The organism is Mesorhizobium sp. M00.F.Ca.ET.216.01.1.1 (assembly GCF_004010325.2).
Lineage (GTDB): Bacteria > Pseudomonadota > Alphaproteobacteria > Rhizobiales > Rhizobiaceae > Mesorhizobium.
In genome coordinates this window covers 1-16,953 of the sequence record NZ_SADR02000054.1, presented here as the reverse complement: position 1 = coordinate 16,953, position 16,953 = coordinate 1, and the positions used below count along the sequence as shown (strand labels likewise).

The 16,953-nt window shown below is 63.3% G+C and carries 24 protein-coding genes; 10 read left to right on the top strand and 14 right to left on the bottom strand.

What is annotated here, in order from left to right:
- The first annotated feature begins 275 nt into the window (after positions 1 to 275).
- Entirely contained in the window at positions 276 to 1,580 is a 1,305-nt protein-coding gene (locus EN859_RS34460; protein WP_127857060.1) for a mechanosensitive ion channel domain-containing protein, read from the top strand.
- 349 nt (positions 1,581 to 1,929) lie between these two features.
- Here EN859_RS34460 and EN859_RS34455 read toward each other — a convergent pair whose 3' ends face one another.
- The 6 genes from EN859_RS34455 to EN859_RS34430 all read right to left on the bottom strand — a co-directional run bounded on the left by EN859_RS34455 (position 1,930) and on the right by EN859_RS34430 (position 4,999).
- Complete coding sequence (locus EN859_RS34455; RefSeq protein WP_127857061.1) at positions 1,930 to 2,112, bottom strand: hypothetical protein; 183 nt, start codon at positions 2,110 to 2,112, stop codon at positions 1,930 to 1,932.
- A gap of 95 nt (positions 2,113 to 2,207) precedes the next feature.
- Positions 2,208 to 2,387, bottom strand: a complete 180-nt coding sequence (locus EN859_RS34450; protein WP_127857062.1) for a hypothetical protein — start codon at positions 2,385 to 2,387, stop codon at positions 2,208 to 2,210.
- Between the two features lie 147 nt (positions 2,388 to 2,534).
- The gene (locus EN859_RS34445; RefSeq protein ID WP_127857063.1) at positions 2,535 to 2,720 is read right to left on the bottom strand and encodes a hypothetical protein; all 186 of its coding nucleotides are present in this window, start codon (positions 2,718 to 2,720) and stop codon (positions 2,535 to 2,537) included.
- 46 nt (positions 2,721 to 2,766) lie between these two features.
- Positions 2,767 to 2,982, bottom strand: coding sequence for a hypothetical protein (locus tag EN859_RS34440; RefSeq protein ID WP_127857064.1), 216 nt, complete (start codon positions 2,980 to 2,982; stop codon positions 2,767 to 2,769).
- Between the two features lie 23 nt (positions 2,983 to 3,005).
- Positions 3,006 to 4,637, bottom strand: a complete 1,632-nt coding sequence (groL, locus tag EN859_RS34435; protein WP_127857065.1) for a chaperonin GroEL — start codon at positions 4,635 to 4,637, stop codon at positions 3,006 to 3,008.
- A 56-nt stretch (positions 4,638 to 4,693) separates the two neighbouring features.
- Entirely contained in the window at positions 4,694 to 4,999 is a 306-nt protein-coding gene (locus EN859_RS34430) for a co-chaperone GroES (protein ID WP_127857066.1), read from the bottom strand.
- Positions 5,000 to 5,154: 155 nt separating this feature from the next.
- Between EN859_RS34430 and EN859_RS34425 the strand changes: the two genes are divergently transcribed.
- The 3 genes from EN859_RS34425 to EN859_RS40625 all read left to right on the top strand — a co-directional run bounded on the left by EN859_RS34425 (position 5,155) and on the right by EN859_RS40625 (position 6,115).
- Positions 5,155 to 5,415: a hypothetical protein gene (locus EN859_RS34425; protein ID WP_127857078.1), complete on the top strand. Its 261-nt coding sequence runs from the start codon at positions 5,155 to 5,157 to the stop codon at positions 5,413 to 5,415.
- Positions 5,415 to 5,783 carry a hypothetical protein gene (locus EN859_RS34420; RefSeq protein ID WP_127857079.1) on the top strand — a complete coding sequence of 123 codons (369 nt, stop codon included), beginning with the start codon at positions 5,415 to 5,417 and terminating at the stop codon, positions 5,781 to 5,783. The genes EN859_RS34425 and EN859_RS34420 overlap by 1 nt, the downstream gene beginning before the upstream one ends.
- Positions 5,784 to 5,989: 206 nt before the next feature.
- Positions 5,990 to 6,115 carry a hypothetical protein gene (locus tag EN859_RS40625; protein WP_348632968.1) on the top strand — a complete coding sequence of 42 codons (126 nt, stop codon included), beginning with the start codon at positions 5,990 to 5,992 and terminating at the stop codon, positions 6,113 to 6,115.
- Between the two features lie 383 nt (positions 6,116 to 6,498).
- On the opposite strand, the gene EN859_RS34405 is transcribed toward EN859_RS40625, so the two are convergent.
- Together EN859_RS34405 and EN859_RS38445 are read right to left on the bottom strand one after the other, a co-directional pair.
- Positions 6,499 to 6,708, bottom strand: a complete 210-nt coding sequence (locus tag EN859_RS34405) for a hypothetical protein (protein WP_127857067.1) — start codon at positions 6,706 to 6,708, stop codon at positions 6,499 to 6,501.
- Positions 6,709 to 6,719: 11 nt separating this feature from the next.
- A complete protein-coding gene (locus tag EN859_RS38445; protein ID WP_189502448.1) occupies positions 6,720 to 6,899 on the bottom strand; it encodes a hypothetical protein in 180 nt (59 codons plus the stop codon).
- Positions 6,900 to 7,037: 138 nt separating this feature from the next.
- Between EN859_RS38445 and EN859_RS34395 the strand changes: the two genes are divergently transcribed.
- Both EN859_RS34395 and EN859_RS34390 read left to right on the top strand, forming a co-directional pair.
- Positions 7,038 to 7,298, top strand: a complete 261-nt coding sequence (locus EN859_RS34395) for a hypothetical protein (RefSeq protein WP_127857068.1) — start codon at positions 7,038 to 7,040, stop codon at positions 7,296 to 7,298.
- A 48-nt stretch (positions 7,299 to 7,346) separates the two neighbouring features.
- Positions 7,347 to 7,562: a hypothetical protein gene (locus EN859_RS34390; protein ID WP_135913576.1), complete on the top strand. Its 216-nt coding sequence runs from the start codon at positions 7,347 to 7,349 to the stop codon at positions 7,560 to 7,562.
- A gap of 83 nt (positions 7,563 to 7,645) precedes the next feature.
- Here the strand turns inward: EN859_RS34390 and EN859_RS34385 are convergent, their stop codons facing one another.
- The 3 genes from EN859_RS34385 to EN859_RS34375 form a co-directional block, all read right to left on the bottom strand.
- Entirely contained in the window at positions 7,646 to 8,299 is a 654-nt protein-coding gene (locus tag EN859_RS34385) for a glutathione S-transferase family protein (protein ID WP_127857070.1), read from the bottom strand.
- 313 nt (positions 8,300 to 8,612) lie between these two features.
- Positions 8,613 to 9,317, bottom strand: a complete 705-nt coding sequence (locus EN859_RS34380; protein WP_127857071.1) for an SOS response-associated peptidase — start codon at positions 9,315 to 9,317, stop codon at positions 8,613 to 8,615.
- 20 nt (positions 9,318 to 9,337) lie between these two features.
- Entirely contained in the window at positions 9,338 to 10,078 is a 741-nt protein-coding gene (locus EN859_RS34375; RefSeq protein ID WP_127857072.1) for a sulfotransferase family protein, read from the bottom strand.
- A gap of 307 nt (positions 10,079 to 10,385) precedes the next feature.
- Here EN859_RS34375 and EN859_RS34370 point away from each other — a divergent pair, with 307 nt between their 5' ends.
- Positions 10,386 to 11,582 carry a PLP-dependent aminotransferase family protein gene (locus EN859_RS34370; protein ID WP_189502450.1) on the top strand — a complete coding sequence of 399 codons (1,197 nt, stop codon included), beginning with the start codon at positions 10,386 to 10,388 and terminating at the stop codon, positions 11,580 to 11,582.
- 52 nt (positions 11,583 to 11,634) lie between these two features.
- Here EN859_RS34370 and yghU read toward each other — a convergent pair whose 3' ends face one another.
- Positions 11,635 to 12,522 (bottom strand): glutathione-dependent disulfide-bond oxidoreductase, encoded by an 888-nt coding sequence (gene yghU / locus EN859_RS34365; protein ID WP_127857074.1) that lies wholly within the window; start codon positions 12,520 to 12,522, stop codon positions 11,635 to 11,637.
- A 255-nt stretch (positions 12,523 to 12,777) separates the two neighbouring features.
- Between yghU and EN859_RS34360 the strand changes: the two genes are divergently transcribed.
- Positions 12,778 to 13,683, top strand: coding sequence for a S1C family serine protease (locus EN859_RS34360; RefSeq protein WP_127857075.1), 906 nt, complete (start codon positions 12,778 to 12,780; stop codon positions 13,681 to 13,683).
- Between the two features lie 103 nt (positions 13,684 to 13,786).
- Here EN859_RS34360 and EN859_RS34355 read toward each other — a convergent pair whose 3' ends face one another.
- Positions 13,787 to 14,398, bottom strand: coding sequence for a hypothetical protein (locus EN859_RS34355; RefSeq protein ID WP_127857076.1), 612 nt, complete (start codon positions 14,396 to 14,398; stop codon positions 13,787 to 13,789).
- 194 nt (positions 14,399 to 14,592) lie between these two features.
- Positions 14,593 to 15,498 carry a LysR family transcriptional regulator gene (locus EN859_RS34350; RefSeq protein ID WP_127857080.1) on the bottom strand — a complete coding sequence of 302 codons (906 nt, stop codon included), beginning with the start codon at positions 15,496 to 15,498 and terminating at the stop codon, positions 14,593 to 14,595.
- Positions 15,499 to 15,598: 100 nt separating this feature from the next.
- On the opposite strand from EN859_RS34350, the gene EN859_RS34345 reads away from it, so the two are divergent.
- Both EN859_RS34345 and EN859_RS34340 read left to right on the top strand, forming a co-directional pair.
- Positions 15,599 to 16,336 (top strand): SDR family oxidoreductase, encoded by a 738-nt coding sequence (locus EN859_RS34345; RefSeq protein ID WP_127857077.1) that lies wholly within the window; start codon positions 15,599 to 15,601, stop codon positions 16,334 to 16,336.
- 340 nt (positions 16,337 to 16,676) lie between these two features.
- Positions 16,677 to 16,953, top strand: a 277-nt coding sequence (locus EN859_RS34340) for a transposase family protein (protein ID WP_135913575.1), incomplete at its 3' end; no start/stop codon positions are given.

Sequence of the window (16,953 nt, the reverse complement as noted above, 5' to 3'; positions counted from 1 at the left end):
TCAGGCACCGCGCCAAAGTCGCTCTCAAGACAGGAAATGGCAGTCGCTCCTTCGCTCAACTGCCTCTCCAAAGAATCCTTTCTCAGCCTAAACTCAACCCCAAAATCGCCATATGCGATTCCCCTGCACTTTGGGGGGAGATTGGCAGCTTTGTCGTCTCGCTCGCGGCCCCCCGGCCGAACGTCCCTCGATGGTCGGCTTGACCATTCGCGGGGCCAGCGACATTGTGGCAGGCGAGTTGCTATTCTCTAGCCAGTCCATGACGGTCCTGGGCAATGGATGTTCGCAACGCCATCGATGAATCGCTGGCCTGGGCCCGCGGATGGTTCGACTATGCCGCCACGCCGTGGTTTCTCTATCAGGCCGCGATCATCGTCTCGCTGTTCCTCGCGGCGAAGCTCGCGGCGCGCCGCATCGAACCCCTCGTCGAGAACCAGGCACGCCGGATCAAGGGCCACCCCGGACTGTTGAGGGTCGTCGTTGCCCTGTTGCGGCGCACCGACTGGATCCTTTTTGCGCTTCTGCTGCTTGCCGCCCTCACTCTGATGCGCGCCGTCACCTGGCCTAGCCGGACCCATCTCATCTACATCGCGCTCTCGCTATCCCTCGCCTGGCTGTTCGCCTCGGTGCTGTCGCGCATCATCCGCAACCGCCTCGTCGCGCGCACGCTCGCCTGGCTTACCTGGATCTATGCGGCCCTTGTCATCCTGGGCATCAATGACGAGGCAGCGACCTTCCTGGACAGCCTGGCAATACCTTTGGGCGCGGTTCGCCTTTCGGCTCTCGTGGTGCTGAAAGCAGCGCTGCTGCTGATCGCCACCGTTTGGCTTGCGGTCGTCGTCGGCAAATATATCGATGAGCGCGTCCGCATCTCCGAAGAGCTGACACCCTCGATCCGCGTCCTCGTCGGCAAGGTCGCGAAGGTCGGCCTGGTGCTGGTGGCGGGTGCCATCGCTCTTTCCGCCGTCGGCCTCGACCTGACGGCGCTGACGGTATTTTCCGGCGCCGTCGGCGTCGGCCTGGCTTTCGGGCTGCAGAAGGTGGTTTCAAATTTCGTTTCCGGCGTGATCATCCTTCTCGACAAGTCGATCAAGCCTGGCGACACCATTTCGCTCGAAAGCACCTTCGGCTGGGTCCGCGAATTGCGGGCGCGGTTCGTCTCTGTGGTGACTCGCGACGGCCGCGAATACCTGATCCCGAACGAAGACTTCATCACCCAAAGGGTCATCAACTGGTCGTTCAGCGACAATTTGGTGCGGCTCGACGTGAGTTTCGGCGTCTCCTATGACGCCGACCCGCACAAGGTCAGCCAGCTGGCGATAGACGCCGCCATCAGCGTCGGCCGGGTCGAAGCGGACCGGCGGCCGGTCTGCTGGCTCACCGACTTCGGCGATTCCTCACTCAATTTCATCCTGCGCTTCTGGATCCGCGACCCGCAACAGGGCCTGACCAACGTGCGCGGCAAGGTGCTGCTGGCGCTGTGGGACACATTCAGGGAAAACGGCATCAACATCCCCTATCCGCATCGCGAGGTCATACTGAAGGGGGACGGGCGCGTTGCTGGACCGGGCGGGCGGTGACGGAGCCGGCGCGGTTCGAACGAGAGGCGAGGCGCTCTCGCGCGCCATCCTAGACTTAGACTAGTGGCCCCGGCTTCTACGAGGACTGGGAGGAGGCCTTCGATGTCATCCCGGAGGTTTATCGCAGGACAGGGCGATCACGAAGGATGGGAAGGCGGTAGCGGATTACCAGCACAATCCCTGATCGGGAGCGGCTTGTCGTTGTATAAGGGGCCACCTGATGCCGAGAGACGGCATGTCGTGAATGGTCGGCTTTGACCCAATGCCGCCCTTCCGGCATCGATTTTCTCTCCCTAAACAGGACCTTCGCCACAACCAGCGCTGATGACCCAAAGCGGGCGTTGGCGCATCAAATCAGACGGTTGCTTTCCGCAATTTGACGCGCCCGCCGCACTGTGCCGTCGGTGTCGGCGATTTTTCGTCTTGCTGCTTCGTCGCTTCTGATCGTCAGCCGCGCCGACAGGACTTTTGGAGACTTGACGATCGGCTCGACCGTTACGACCGGAGCATCCGGGGTTTTCATGTACCTCATGCTTATTGTCCTTTCAGGCAAAAAATGAAATCAAGTGCGGAGCGGCTGTCCGCTCCGGCACCTTATGCACGGCGATAAAGTTACCTTCCTACGATCTAGGCCAGCAACGCCGAATCAAAATCGGAGTCGCCGGTATAGTCGCGGATCAAGAGCGCGGCGTATGCCTGCCACTGATCCTCGGGGATCTGCATTTCAATGACCGATGTTCTGAAGGCGTCGCGCAGGATATTGCAGTCAAAAGTCGAAATCACATCGGCCGAATGATCATTGTCCACAATGCGACTCCCATCGAGGGCGGGAGTACGATGGACGCTCTCAAGCGCCGGTGCCCATTTTCTGGCCGGCGACAATGGAACTGTACGCCCCCGACAGGTGGTTAGCGAATCATTCCGGCAGATTTACCCGTTGGTGCATCAGCACAGTCAGCGGCCGGCCTCTTCCCGCCGCTTGGCGTCTTGGCTGTTCAGCCGATCGGCCATCCTGTCCGCATCGCCGGCATTAATGCCGACAATGACCCTATTATCAGACTCGGCGGGCTGGCCGGTGAAGACGTCGAAAACGGTCCAGCTGTCCGGATGGTCCATGCGAAGCGCATAGCGGTTTGCCATATTCGCGTCCCTTCGTTTTCGCCCGCCACCGACAATATCGATCGGTTCAGGCCTGCAGAATGAAAAACACTGCCGTCAGGACAACGACTGTCCACGGCATCACGCCCAGCTTCAAAGCCAGGCCCCCGTGCGACGAGAGGCCCTCCCGCATGCGGGCCACCACGTTCTGCATGCTCCTGGATATGGCCGGCGTCGCCGCAACGGCGACCGGCGGCTTGACCCCAAGCCTGCCGAATACCGGAAGCAGCGTCGGTTCACGCACGGGCCTCTCCTGACGCCACGGTTTCAGTATCCCATTCCGCCCATGCCGCCGCCGGGTGCAGGCGCGGCATCCTTGGCCGGAATGTCGGTGATCATGGCTTCGGCGGTGATCAAAAGTGCGGCGATCGAGCCGGCATCCTGCAGTGCCGTGCGCACCACCTTTGCCGGGTCGACGATGCCGGCCTTGATCATGTCGACATAGATCTCATTCTGGGCGTCAAAGCCCTGATTGTGATCCTTGCTGTCGGAAAGCTTGCCGACGACGATCGAACCTTCGACGCCGGAATTCTCGGCGATCTGGCGGATCGGCGCCTCGAGCGCCCTGAGCACGATCGAGATGCCGGCCGTCACATCGGCATTGGCGCCGGTCAGGCCTTTGAGCGCCGACCTGGCGCGCAGCAGTGCGACGCCGCCGCCCGGAACGATGCCCTCCTCGACAGCGGCGCGCGTGGCGTTCAGCGCATCGTCGATGCGGTCCTTCTTTTCCTTGACCTCGGACTCAGTGGCGCCACCGACGCGAATGACCGCCACGCCGCCAGCGAGTTTCGCCAGCCGCTCCTGCAGCTTTTCCTTGTCGTAGTCGGAGGTCGTCTCCTCGATCTGCCCCTTGATTTGCTGGACACGCGCCTGGATCGTCGCCTTGGTGCCGGCGCCGTCGATGATCGTGGTGGTGTCCTTCTCGATCAGCACGCGCTTGGCGCGGCCGAGCATCTCGATGGTGACGTTTTCGAGCTTGATGCCGAGATCCTCCGAAATCATCTGGCCGGCGGTGAGCACGGCGATGTCTTCTAGCATCGCCTTGCGGCGATCGCCGAAGCCAGGCGCCTTGACGGCCGCGACCTTGAGGCCGCCGCGCAGCTTGTTGACGACCAGCGTCGCCAGCGCTTCGCCCTCGACGTCCTCGGAGATGATCAGCAGTGGCCTGCCGCTTTGCACGACGGCTTCGAGGATCGGCAGCAGCGCCTGCAGATTGCCGAGTTTCTTTTCGTGGATGAGGACGTTGGCGTCCTCCAGTTCGGCGCGCATCTTGTCGGCATTCGTGACGAAATAGGGCGAGAGATAGCCGCGGTCGAACTGCATGCCTTCTACGACGTCGAGTTCGGTGTCGGCGGTCTTGGCTTCCTCGACTGTGATGACACCGTCATTGCCGACCTTGTCCATCGCCCTGGCGATCATGGCGCCGACGGTGGCGTCGCCATTGGCGGCGATGGTGCCGACCTGCGCGATCTCGGCCGAGGACTTGACCTTCTTGGCCTGTGCCTGGACTTCCTTCACCACGGCGGCAACGGCATGGTCGATGCCGCGCTTGAGGTCCATCGGGTTCATGCCGGCGGCGACCAGCTTGGCGCCTTCGCGCAGGATCGAAGCGGCCAGCACCGTGGCGGTGGTGGTGCCGTCACCGGCAAGGTCGTTGGTCTTCGAGGCCACTTCGCGCACCATCTGCGCGCCCATGTTCTCGAACTTGTCGGTGAGCTCGATTTCCTTGGCGACAGCGACACCGTCCTTGGTGATGCGCGGCGCGCCATAGGCCTTGTCGATGATGACGTTGCGCCCCTTGGGACCGAGCGTCACCTTGACGGCGTTGTTGAGGAGCTCGACGCCGCGCAGCATGCGGTCGCGGGCATCGGTGGAGAATTTGATTTCCTTGGCAGACATGATTGTTCATCCCGTTCGAAAATTGGAGTGGGCCGTTTGCCGTGAAGCCGGGTCGGTCAAGCGGCGTTCTTGACGGCCAATGTCTTCTCGATAATCCCCATGATGTCGGCTTCCTTCATGATCAAAAGGTCTTCGCCATCGATCTTGACCTCGGTACCCGACCATTTGCCGAACAGGATGAAGTCGCCGATTTTCACATCGGGCGCGATCAGCGCGCCGCTTTCGTCGCGCGCGCCCGAGCCTACGGCGATCACTTCGCCTTCCTGCGGTTTCTCCTTGGCATTGTCAGGAATGATGATGCCGCCCTTTGATTTGGTGTCGCCTTCGGCGCGCCGGATGACAACGCGGTCGTGGAGTGGCATGCGCCGGTCCGGCGCACATTTCGTTCCGTTCGAACCCAGGAATGAAACCGACGCTGACCACGGATGTACTGGCAGCGTCGGGCATTGTTCCGGCGGTTCGAGTGGGAATGATACGGAAAGGCGCGGGCGCGCGTTTCCGCGGAAAGCCGCAATTCATGACCAGCCGCACCACACCAACAATCGTTCGCTTTAAGTCGGCGTTTTTGCTGCCCGGCTTTGATGCCCCGCAACCACCCGGAGAATATCGCGTCGATCATGACGAGGAGTCCCTCGAAGGGGCTTCCCTGATCGCATGGCGCCGCGTGGCCACTTTCATTCACCTGCCGGCGATCTCCGCCAGCGGAGCTACGCAGCAGATGGTGCCGATCGAACCGGCGTCGCTAGAAGCCGCGCTGGAGCAGGACCAGAGACAATGATGAGAACCACCACCCTGATGCACCGCAACGCACGCCCGGTCCGCCGCGAAGCCGCAACGCATCTCTTTGCCGTCGGACAGGCTGTCCGGCTCAAGGGCGGCTTCGGCACGTTTCCAAAGACCACGGAAATCTACCGCATCACAGCCACGCTCCCGCCGAGGGGAGATTCGCCGCAATACCGCATCCGCAACGACGGCGAACTTCATGAACGGGTGACGACGCAGGACAGTCTCGACCCGGTCGACGCATCCTGGCCTGGTGACAGCATAACGCTCGTCGAAAGGACACTCGAGCATGGCAAAGGGACAGAAACGCTCAAGCCGGGAGATCAGGAAGCCGAAGCAGGAAAAGGCTCCCCCCAAGGCTGAAGGCACGTTCGGCAGCCAGGTCAAACTTGCTGCCGGTGCAGCGCGAAGCAAGGCCAAGGGCTGACGTCGCGAGACGGGCACGGACGACGATGAAGATCCTGATCGAATTCTATCGCGCCTGAGCCGCGGACGATGCGCATGCCGTCCTCGGCCGCGAGACGGCGGAAGCGGCCGACCTCGACGATACGATCGAAATCGCGCGGCTTTTGGCTCAGACCCTGAACATGCCGCAGCGGCCGGACGCCATGACGATCGCCGACGCGAATGGCGCAACGCTCTATTCCGGCGTTCTCGCCACGCAAGCGATCAATGAGGAAAGGCCAACATCATGAATGCCCGCAACACCGAAACCGATCGGCAGCGCAATACCGCCGCGCTTCGGATCTGGTAAAATGAAGGTGGCGCGTCGGGACGCGACTTCACAAATCGCCAATATGGGAGCTTCGGCGTCGGCGCCTAGAGGCGCTCCATCGCATGTGGACCCAAGGCGGCGGCACCGACAAACAACTCACAGTAATAGATGCAGGCGGCGCTGGTGACCTGGCCTGGTGTCTGGCCGCCTATTCCGAAGGCCAAGCTACTGGAGACGGCACATCACTCGATGTCCTTGAGCGCCAGGCCGACGGAGCTTGGTTGATCCGAATGTGCAGCCTGAACAGCAGCGATTCCCACTCAGAGGGCTGAGGCCGACCCGCGAAGCCGCTCCATCCCTGCATCACCCCAAGACAGGCGGCGTATCGTCATAGCTGATTGCAACCAGCCCCGGATGCCGGTGGGCTATAGCGAGTAGTTTGGTCTCAAGCTCACAGTTGTAGACCATGAGCGCCTTTACCGTCTCGAGCGGACTCTCGTAGCGGGCGATCAGCTTCTCCGCTTCGGAATGCAGTTCCATCTTGGATTCAGCGTCCAACTGCAAAATGCCCATTGCCGTGCCTCCTAGCGCGTCGCCCGGCGTGGTGCCGAGAGCGCATCCAGCCGATCCTGAAGATGTCCATTGAGCACGATCATTTCCTTTAGCGCCTTCATCGCGTCGCCCTTGTGCTGGGCAATGAACTTGTCGGCGATAGCCTGAAGGGCGGCCTCCCGGCGGCTGTCCAGCGTCACAATGTGGTCCATGGCGATGCCTCCGAACGTTTCCTGTCGATAGTGAACAAAAGAGGAACAAAAATGTCAAGGGCGAATTGACTGGGAGAGGAATGAGTTCCTATCCTGTTAGCAAGTGGGGCGGTTGCTCGAAAACTCAGGAGGGCCGCGATGGGCAGACGAAAGAGCCGATACGACAGACTGTTTATGCGGGACGCGGAAGCCATCGTCAGGGACGCCCTGCGCCTGCGCGACACCGTGCTTTCGGCGCAGCTGCATCTGAAAGCGAACGGGCCGCTGTTTTGGCAGCTTGGCGGGCTGGTGGACAAATTGCACGAGCTGCTGGCGACGGTAGCGGAGAAGGAGCCCGATTACCGCATGGCGGGGCTCGGCCTGCTTCCGCTTCCCGAGGATTACTCTACCCGGAAATGAACTATGGCCGGGCCAATGGACAGCGTCGGGCGGGCCGCAAGAGCCAACATGCTGCTTATTGTGGAGTGCGGCCACTGCCACCATGTCGGGCGCTTCAAGGCGAACGAGGTGGCCCAGGTGGTGGGCTGGAACAAGCCGCTGGAGGCCATCAAGTTCAAGTGCAAACGGTGCAGCCGAAAGGACACGACGGTGCGCACCCAGTTCATCCACCAGGACCGGCCACCGAAAGGCTACATCTGGGTGCTTCAGAAGTTCAAGGACTAGGGTCAGGGCCCATAAACTGAAAAAACTCGGATGACGACTTCGAGCCGATAGTGTTGAAAAAGTCCGACGGGGACGGACCGCAATCAGCCGGTCGGCGGCTTGCCGGTGTAAACCGCCAATTGAGCGTCGAAAGCCCGCTTGTAGGCGGGCCGCGCTTCGCCGCGGGCGACATAGGCCGCTAGGTTCGGATATCCGTCCAGGATGCCCGATGATTTCAACCTGAGCAGCACCGACACCATCATCAGGTCGCCCGCGCTGAACCCACCATCGAGCCAGTCGGCACTGCCAAGGCGAGCGGAAAGTGGCTTCAAACGGTCGCGGACGCGATCCTCGACCAGAGGCAGGCGCTCCTTACTCCAGGGCTTATCGCCCTCCAGAAGCCTGGCGTTTGCGAGTTCAAGGATCGGCGGCTCCACCGTGTTGATCGCGGCAAACATCCACGTGATCGCGCGCGCCCGCGCATTCGCATCGTCTGGCAGCAGGCCCGCATGGCGCTCGGCGATATGGAACACGATCGACCCTGTCTCGAACAGGACGAGATCGCCTTCCTCATAGGTCGGAATCTGGCCGAACGGATGAAGCGCCAGATGCGCGGGTTCCTTCATCGCACGAAACGAAACAAGGCGAACCTCGTAGGGTTGGCCGACTTCTTCAAGCGCCCAGCGAACGCGCGTATCACGCGACAGCCCCCTGCCGCCATCGGGTGACCGCTGAAAGGCAGTAATGGTGATGGTCATCGTGAGGTTCCTCCTTGGCGAAAATCATCGGCTGCGGGGCTGGCTATGCCCCCTTCGCTTCTGAAGCCGTTCCACAGCGAGATAGCCGAGGAGAACGACGCCAGCACCACCGAAAACGGCGAGCAGGCCAGGCAGCCTTGCCGGCGCCAAGCGTCCAAATCTTGGATACCAGCCCCTGTGAAAGCGGCCGCCCGAGCCGCGGCGTCTTGCATCGGCCTTGCCGGTGCTGCCAAGAACGGAACCAAGCGCCATTAACAGGATGGCTCGTCTGCTTACCGGACCATCCTTTTTGGGCTCGAGCACCTGTCTGACCCTAGAATAGTGAGCCCTGTGTGGGCGGCGTTGGAACCTTGATCTGTGTCGCCGGCTTCTCGACGATCACGAGAGCATCGTTCGGCGCCGTCCGCTGCAAGTGCCTTGCCTCCGACCACGGCGCCGTCAGCCAAGTCTCGGACTCCTCTTGCGTGGTCAGGATCACCGGCATCGCCTTCTCGTGGATTGGCGCGATGAGCGCATTGGGCTTGGTGGTCAGGAAGCCGTAGACCTCGTGCTCGCCGGGACCCTCCTTGACCTTGCGCACCCCATGCCACCGCGTCCACAGGCCGGCGAAGAAGAACAGCGGGCGATCCTCACTAAGCGCGAACCAGTAGTTCCGCTGAATGCCGCCTGTCTCGGGGTCCTTGTCGCCAGGCGTGGGGCTGGGCTCGGCGAAGCTTGTCACCAGCACCACGCATCGATGCTCGACGCCAAGATATTGCTGCCAGTGGCCGTATTGAGGATTGCGAATGTTGGTGGTGCCGGAGTCGGCGTTGCCCCGCACGCGCTCCAGCGGCGTCGGCATTCCCCAGCGTAGGTTGGCAAGCTCGCGCGCGCCGTCCGGTGCGTTGCGGACCACCGGGCCGGGCTGGTTCGGGTAGATGTCAATCGACGGCTCCAGGTTGCCCAGGATGTCCCGCAAGGCGCGGGTCCATTGGCGGATGGCCTCCTGACTGGTGGTGATGTTGTAGAGGTTGCACATTCAACGCCCCGCGCGCCCCTCTACCCCAGCCACCACCAAAGCCCACCAAGCAGCGCCGCCGCCCCCGCCACCGACAGCCCCAGCATGATGTACGAGCCCTTGATGACGTCGCGGATCACCTTCTTGACGCTTTCGCGGTCATTGAAGTTCGGGAACGGCTCGGCCGGTTCGGCCACGCCGAGGAAGCGGCACAGCGGGCCCCAGCCTTCGGTCACCGTGAACACCAGCAGCTTTTCCGGCGGCACAGCGGCCTTCACCTCCTCGGTGTAGGCGTTGTAGCGCGCGATCGCCTTGTCGCGGTCGTTCATCACGCCGGCGAGCACGCGGCCCCAGATCAGCTTGCGTGACATGTCGCCGAATTTGCGGCCGAACGGCGTCAGCCATTCCAGGATCTTGAACTGCCAGAGCGTTTCTGTGAAGTAGATCGTGTCGATGGTGCTGTCGTACCAGCCTTCGGCGCCGCGCGGGTGCAGCGTCAGCAGCACCTTGGCGTCGGGATAGGTGGCCAGCAATTCCCGCCACACGCAGCAGCCGGGATTGTCGACCGTCGCGGCGTAGTTGGCAAACACCCGGTTCCAGTCGTGCGGCGTGCCGGGCTTGCTGTTCGCCACTTTGCGCCAGAAATCGAGGTGGCCCTTGTTGGCCTTGTTGAGGATCACTTCCTGCATGTGGTAGCAGGGCAGGCCGAGCCTGTTCAGCGCGGCAAAGGTCGACCACGTGCCGGTGCGGCCGAAACCGGCCCCGATGAGCTTGAGCGTCATTTCCCCATTCCCCCTTGGAGCGCCGCGTCCATTTGGACGCAAAGGACGCTCTAACACTTTCAAATCTACGCATCGTGCTTTGCGAACCTTCGGCTCGGGCCGATGCGGTAGACTGGTATTCTTTTATCTCTCAGTCCGCCGCGCTCAAATTGCGCCTGGATGGCTCGACGCGCAACAAATTTCCATGTTGGGCCACGCAGATCGGCCGTCTGGCTATTCACGCAGGCGAGGGAGCCTGATAATGGGTCAGCCTGATTGACCTATATCCGGCCTGTATTCATGGGCGAGGAGGTGTGCCTTGACATTGATGAACCTGTTGGCGTCGCGCTCCTCGCGCATGAAGGCGTCGGAGATCCGCGAGCTGCTCAAGCTGCTCGACCAGCCCGACATCATCTCGTTTGCCGGCGGCATTCCCGACCCGACGCTTTTCCCGGCGCAAGCGATCGGCGATGCTTATGCGGCGGTGCTCGGCGGCAGCGAGGCGGCGTCGGCGCTGCAGTACCAGGTCAGCGAAGGCTATCTGCCGCTGCGGCGCTGGCTTGCCGGCAAGATGGGCGAACTCGGCGTTGCCTGCGACGAGAACAACATCCTGATCACCTCCGGCTCGCAGCAGGCACTGGATTATCTCGGCAAGCTGTTCCTGTCGTCGGGCGATACCGCGCTGGTCACCTGGCCGACCTATCTCGGCGCCCTGCAGGCCTTCAACGCCTATGAGCCGCGATACGACCGGCTGGCACCCGATGGCGGCAACATGACGCCGGATGCCTATCGCGCCGCGGCAGCTTCTGCCGGCGGCCGGGTGAAATTCGCCTATCTGGTGCCGGATTTCGCCAATCCCACCGGCGAGACGTTGAGCCTCAAGCAGCGCGAGGCGGTGCTCGATCTCGCCGCCGAGCTCGACATCGCCGTCATCGAGGACGCCGCCTATCGCGCGCTGCGCTATGACGGCGAGGCGGTGCCGCCGATGATGGCGCTCGACTGCGCCCGTTCCGGCGGCATCGACAACGCCCGCACCATCTATTGCGGCTCCTTCTCCAAGATCCTGTCGCCGGGCATGCGGGTGGGCTGGGTCTGCGCGCCGAAGCGCGTGGTCGAAAGACTGGTGCTGATGAAGCAGGCATCCGACCTGCATAGCCCGTCGATCAACCAGGTGGTGATGCACCGCGCGGCGGAAGCCGTCTTCGACAGCCAGGTGGAGAAACTTGTCGGCGCTTACCGTGAGCGCCGCGACGGTCTACTCGGCGCGTTGAAAGCCAACATGCCGGCCGGCGTGACCTGGACCCGGCCGGATGGCGGCATGTTCGTCTGGGTGACGTTGCCGGAGGGCGCCGACGCCACCGCGCTGCTGGCGAGAGCCGTCAAGGACGCGCGCGTGGCGTTTGTTCCCGGCAGCGCCTTTTACGCTGACGGCACCGGCCGCAACACGCTGAGGCTCAGCTTCACGCTCGCCGACCGCCGCGCGGTGAGCGAGGGCATACCGCGGCTGGCGAAATTGTTGGGGTAGGCGCCGAAGCTGCCGATCTCCCCACAAGGGGGAGATCGGCAGCTTCAGCCGCTCAGCTCTTGGCCGCCGCCAGCTTGTCCTGCGTCCTGGTCTCGAAATCGCTGGCGTCGTGGCGCTCGTGCAGCTGGCTCGCGGGGTCGCCGAAGAGGCGGTTGACCATGCGGCCGCGCTTCACCGCCGGCCGCGCGTCGATGGCGTCGGCCCAGCGCTGCACGTGCTTATATTCCTGCACCTGCAGGAACTCGCCGGAGTCGTCGTACATGCGGCCCTTGGCCAGCCCGCCATACCAGGGCCACACGGCGATATCGGCAATGGTGTAGTCGCTGCCGCCGAGATACTCGCTTTCCGCCAGCCGCCGGTCGAGCACGTCCATCTGGCGCTTGGTCTCCATGGCAAAGCGGTCGATGGCATATTCGATCTTTTCCGGCGCATAGGCGTAGAAATGGCCGAAGCCGCCGCCGAGATAGGGCGCCGAGCCCATCTGCCAGAACAGCCAGGACAAGGTCTCGGTGCGCGCGGCTATCTCCGTCGGCAGGAATTCGCCGAATTTCTCGGCCAGATACAAAAGGATCGAACCGGATTCGAATACCCGGATCGGTTTTTCGCCGCTGCGGTCCATCAGCGCCGGGATCTTGGAGTTGGGATTGACCTCGACGAAGCCGCTGCCGAACTGGTCGCCATCGTTGATCCTGATCGGCCAGGCGTCGTACTCGGCGCCGCTGTGGCCGAGCGCCAAAAGCTCTTCCAGCATGATGGTCACCTTGACGCCGTTCGGCGTCGCCAGCGAGTAGAGCTGCAGCGGATGCTTGCCGACCGGCAGCTCCTTCTCATGCGTCGGCCCGGCGATCGGCCGGTTGATGCTGGCAAAGGCACCGCCACTCGGCTTGTTCCAGGTCCAGACTTTCGGCGGCATGTATTGGTTCGTCGGATAGTCGTTCATGTCGGAAAGCCTCGTGTTTCGGCGGGTGTTGGGGAGTTGCGCGAATAGAACCCGGCATCGCTTGTGGCAGGGCCGCTTACACGTAGGTACAACCGGGACGGCCTGCAAATGACAAATCGGAGAGCGATGCCGCAGCCCCTTCTCCCACAAGAGGATCACCTTCGCCGGCTCCCACCCTCTTGCCCCTGCCTGCTCGCGTCATACCTATAGACATGTCAGGCCTTTGCCGGCCGTCACCAACGCCAGGATGAAAGCATGACCATCGATCCCATTTTCCGCTCCATCGTGACCGTGCGCGCCACAATTCCGGACGACGCTTTCACGGCGAATGCGCTGGGCACGAGCCGGGAGGGTAGCGGCGTGGTCATCCGCGACGACGGGCTGGTGCTGACCATCGGCTATCTCATCACCGAGGCGGAAGAAGTCTGGCTGACCGGCCATGACGGGCGCGTCGTTCCCGCCCATGCCCTGGCCTACGACCAGGAAACGGGCTTCGGCCTGCTGCAGGCGCTGGCCCCGCTCGGCCTGCCGGCCGTGTTTTTCGGCAATGCGGGCAAGGCCAAGGCCGGCGATCCGGTCGTGCTCGCCGACGGCCTCGGCCGCTCGGTCAAGGCGCACATCGTCACCAAGCAGGAATTCGCCGGCTATTGGGAGTATTTGCTCGATGAGGCGATCTTCACCGCGCCCGCCCACCCGTCATGGGGCGGCGCCGCGCTCATCGGCCAGGACGGCAGGCTGCTCGGCATCGGCTCGCTGCTGCTGCAGATGAGCCGCAACGGCGAGGTCGCCGACATCAACATGGTGGTGCCGATCGACCTTCTGCCGCCCATCCTCGACGACCTCTTGACCAGCGGCCAGGTCGCCCGACCGCCGCGGCCCTGGCTCGGCGCCTTCTCCGCCGAGAGCAGCGGCATGGTCGTGGTGATGAGCGTCGCCGAAGGCGGCCCGGCAGCCCAGGCCGGCTTGCGCCAGGGCGACATCATCTCGGACGTCCGCGACGGCGAGGTCGACGGGCTGGCCGATTTCTACCGCAAGCTATGGGAGAGCGGCCCGGCGGGCGCGGAAATCCCCCTGCGGGTGGTGCGCGACGGCCGCGAAACCTGGCTGCGCGTCAAGTCGGCCGACCGCAACAGCTTTCTCAAGAAGCCCCAGCTGCAGTGAGGTGGCTGGCGGTTTGCGCCAAGAACACCCCTCTCTGTCCTGCCCGACAGAGAGGGGCGTGAAGGAACGTGGACGCGAATGCAGTGGGCGCTTGCTCCATTCCTCACTCCCCGCAAGCGCTGAAGCCGGTTCCCAGGCTCCACTCGGCGAACGGGACGACCTGGCCTTCGACCGACACGGTCTTGTGTGTCGTGGTGCCGTCCGGCTGCTTCTTGCTGCTTTTGCCCTTGCCGGTCAGCACATTGTAGTCGCAGTCGCTGGCGACATTGTCCTCCAGATAGTCGTAATAGTCATAGGCAAAGCCGGCGACGATGAAGGCCCCGTTGCGATATGCGATGGTCAGCGTCGTGTCGGTGCGCTCGCTGCCGATCGGCATTGCCGGAAGATAAAGCTTGATCGAGCCATTGGGCAATGCGGTCAGCTCCGGCTCGGTGTCGGAGGCCCCGTAGCTCGGCCGGTCGTAATCGTTCCATTCCCCGTAGATATGCTCACGCACGATGCCGGCCGGCTTGAGAAAATTGGCCTCGCGGTCCCTGAGGAAGAAATGCAGGTCCATCGGGTGACCGGGCTCGGTCTCGACGATGACAGCCAGATCGATGGCGCCGTCGCCGTTCCAGTCGCCGGTAAGCGCGGTGATGATCTTCTGGCTTTCGATCGGTTCGCTCAGCGCGGCGGTCGGCAGCAGCAGGGCGAGGCCGAGGAGCATCGATCGCATGGCATATTCCGAAATGAAGTTGAAATGTCGCGTCCGGAATAAAAACAGGACGATCGAAAGTTTTGTGGAAGCTACATCACGACGGCAAGAACCGCCATGGGCATTGGCGACCGCGAGACAGCGCCCGCTCTGTGCTGCAGGACAGTGGGGGGCGCGAAGAAACGCGGCCTTGCGCGAAAGCCGTCGACTGCCGATCACCCACGGCCCGATGTTCCACCCTCACCAAATATCCCTATCACCCAGTCGACGAAGACCCGCACGCGCGGCGCGAGCTGGCGGTTCTGCGGGTAGAGCGCCGACAGCGGCGTCGGCGCCGGCGGATAATCCGGCAGCACCTCGACCAGCGTGCCGCGCGCGAAATCCTCGGCGAAGCGGTAGTGCGGCGCCTGCACCAGGCCGAAGCCGAGGCGCGCCAGCTCGGCCATGGTGTCGGAGCCATTGACAGTGACCCGGCTCGGCAGCGTGACATGCCGCAATTCGCCGCCGCCGGTGAATTCGAGCGGCATCACCTCGCCGGTCCGCGACGAGCGGAAGCCGACCATCACATGGCCGCCGAGATCGTCGGGGCTTGCCGGCATGCCGTGCTTCTCGAGATAGGCAGGGCTGGCGCAGGTGACCTCGCGCAGCGTCGTGATCCGTCGCGTGATCATGCCGCTGTCGGCCTGTTCGCCGGAACGCAGCACGCAGTCGACGCCTTCGCGCACCAGGTCGACCAGCCGGTCGCCGTCGCCGATGCTGAGCTCGATCCGGGGGTAGCGGTCGAGGAATTCGGCGAGCCGCGGCAGGATGAAATGACGCGCCATGAAGCCGTGCACGTCGATCCTGAGCAGACCCTGCGGCTGCGCCGCCTGAAAGTCGGCCTCGGCATCCTCCACCTCGGCCAGGATGGCGAGGCAGTGCTGGTAATAGGCCTGGCCGTCGAGGGTAGGGGTGACGTGGCGCGTGGTGCGCTCGAGCAGCCTGACCCCCAGCCGTGCCTCCAGCTGCTTGATCGCCTCGGTGGCGGTCGATCGCGACAGGGCGAGATCGGCGGCCGCGGCGGTGAAGCTGCCGCGCTCGATCACACGGGTGAGAAGGCGCATCCGGTCCAGACTGTCCATGGCCATTGTTCGCCATATCCGAATGGTGTTGGCAAGTCCGGTCCGCTTATCCCAGCCGATTTCCTGCCTATCTTCAGCCCTCAAGCATTGGAGATCTGACATGGCTCAAAACGGAAAGGTGGCGCTGGTGACCGGCGCCTCGAAGGGAATTGGCGCCGAAATCGCCAGACGGCTGGCGCGCGACGGCTTTTCGGTCGTCGTCAATTACGCCGGGGGCGCCGAGGCGGCCGGACAAGTGATGCGCGAGATCGAGGCGGCGGGCGGTGCTGCAATCGCCGTTCAGGCCGATGTCGGCGATATCAAGGGCGTGGCGCGTTTGTTCGACGCTGCCGAGCAGGCCTTCGGCGGCCTCGATGTGCTGGTGAACAATGCCGGCATCATGAAGCTCGCGCCGCTTGCGCAGATGGACGACGTGGCCTTCGACCAGCAGATCGCGGTGAACCTTGGCGGCGTCTTCCGCGGCATGCGCGAGGGCGCCAGGCGGCTGCGCGACGGCGGCCGCATCGTCAGCTTCTCGTCCAGCGTGGTCGGGCTCTACCAGCCGACCTACGGTGTCTACGCCGCCACCAAGGCCGCCGTCGAGGCGATGACGCATGTGCTGGCCAAGGAACTCGGGCCGCGCGGCATCACCGTCAACGTCGTGGCACCTGGGCCGGTGGCGACCGATCTGTTCCTCGACGGCAAAACCGAGGCGCTGGTTGAGTCGATCAGGAAGATGAACCCGCTCGGCCGCCTCGGCCAGCCCGCCGATATCGCCGGCGTGGTGTCCTTCCTCGCTGGACCGGACGGCGGCTGGGTCAACGGTCAGGTGCTGCGCGCCAATGGCGGCACGGTCTGATTTTCCTGGCAATCAACCGAAGGAGTCGCCGATGGCGGCTACGGCCGCGGCGACGCGGTGTTCACCATCCCTGGGGATCAGCGGGCGTCCTGAGCCATTGGCAGCTTCGACGTCCCTCCAGCCTTGCAACGAGGCTGCGCTGGCGGTTGACGCCAAGTTTTGGCAAAGAGGGCAGGGCAGAGGAGAGCGTGAAGGATCGCGACCTTATAAAAGAGGCGTGACCGCGACCGGCTGCAAGGTAGGTACGCCCAGACTCACGGCATTGAACTCGGGTTAATGGCGGTTTCGGGATTGCGGCAGTTCTGATTCTGTTGGCGGCGTTGATTCGGAGGACGCTGCCATGTTGGAACCATCGGAGACGCCGCGGCTGCGGCTGCTTTTGGACCATTTCGCTCTGATCGAGGACGATCGGGAACCGTGGCGGGTTGCGCATCCGCTGCCTGAAGTGCTGCTGCTGGTGGTTTGCGGCACGATCGCGGCGGGCGATGACTTCGAGGACATCGCCGATTGGGGCGAGGACAATGTGGCCTTCCTGCGCCGCTTCCTGCCCTATCATCACGGGGTTCCGGGTTCGCGTTGGCTGCGGTTGCTGATGAACCGGATCGATCCGGGGCTGT

Excerpts from the sequence above, each read along its gene's own strand:
- EN859_RS34455 (WP_127857061.1), bottom strand. The coding sequence starts at position 2,112 with ATGAGGTACATGAAAACCCCGGATGCTCCGGTCGTAACGGTCGAGCCG.
- EN859_RS34370 (WP_189502450.1), top strand. The coding sequence starts at position 10,386 with ATGAACCTGTTGGCGTCGCGCTCCTCGCGCATGAAGGCGTCGGAGATC.
- EN859_RS34460 (WP_127857060.1), top strand. The coding sequence starts at position 276 with ATGGATGTTCGCAACGCCATCGATGAATCGCTGGCCTGGGCCCGCGGA.
- EN859_RS34385 (WP_127857070.1), bottom strand. The coding sequence starts at position 8,299 with ATGACCATCACCATTACTGCCTTTCAGCGGTCACCCGATGGCGGCAGG.
- EN859_RS34380 (WP_127857071.1), bottom strand. The coding sequence starts at position 9,317 with ATGTGCAACCTCTACAACATCACCACCAGTCAGGAGGCCATCCGCCAA.
- EN859_RS34405 (WP_127857067.1), bottom strand. The coding sequence starts at position 6,708 with ATGGGCATTTTGCAGTTGGACGCTGAATCCAAGATGGAACTGCATTCC.
- EN859_RS34395 (WP_127857068.1), top strand. The coding sequence starts at position 7,038 with ATGGGCAGACGAAAGAGCCGATACGACAGACTGTTTATGCGGGACGCG.
- EN859_RS34390 (WP_135913576.1), top strand. The coding sequence starts at position 7,347 with ATGCTGCTTATTGTGGAGTGCGGCCACTGCCACCATGTCGGGCGCTTC.
- groL (WP_127857065.1), bottom strand. The coding sequence starts at position 4,637 with ATGTCTGCCAAGGAAATCAAATTCTCCACCGATGCCCGCGACCGCATG.
- EN859_RS34425 (WP_127857078.1), top strand. The coding sequence starts at position 5,155 with ATGACCAGCCGCACCACACCAACAATCGTTCGCTTTAAGTCGGCGTTT.
- EN859_RS34360 (WP_127857075.1), top strand. The coding sequence starts at position 12,778 with ATGACCATCGATCCCATTTTCCGCTCCATCGTGACCGTGCGCGCCACA.
- EN859_RS34420 (WP_127857079.1), top strand. The coding sequence starts at position 5,415 with ATGAGAACCACCACCCTGATGCACCGCAACGCACGCCCGGTCCGCCGC.
- yghU (WP_127857074.1), bottom strand. The coding sequence starts at position 12,522 with ATGAACGACTATCCGACGAACCAATACATGCCGCCGAAAGTCTGGACC.
- EN859_RS34375 (WP_127857072.1), bottom strand. The coding sequence starts at position 10,078 with ATGACGCTCAAGCTCATCGGGGCCGGTTTCGGCCGCACCGGCACGTGG.
- EN859_RS34430 (WP_127857066.1), bottom strand. The coding sequence starts at position 4,999 with ATGCCACTCCACGACCGCGTTGTCATCCGGCGCGCCGAAGGCGACACC.
- EN859_RS34445 (WP_127857063.1), bottom strand. The coding sequence starts at position 2,720 with ATGGCAAACCGCTATGCGCTTCGCATGGACCATCCGGACAGCTGGACC.
- EN859_RS34350 (WP_127857080.1), bottom strand. The coding sequence starts at position 15,498 with ATGGACAGTCTGGACCGGATGCGCCTTCTCACCCGTGTGATCGAGCGC.
- EN859_RS34345 (WP_127857077.1), top strand. The coding sequence starts at position 15,599 with ATGGCTCAAAACGGAAAGGTGGCGCTGGTGACCGGCGCCTCGAAGGGA.
- EN859_RS38445 (WP_189502448.1), bottom strand. The coding sequence starts at position 6,899 with ATGGACCACATTGTGACGCTGGACAGCCGCCGGGAGGCCGCCCTTCAG.
- EN859_RS34355 (WP_127857076.1), bottom strand. The coding sequence starts at position 14,398 with ATGCGATCGATGCTCCTCGGCCTCGCCCTGCTGCTGCCGACCGCCGCG.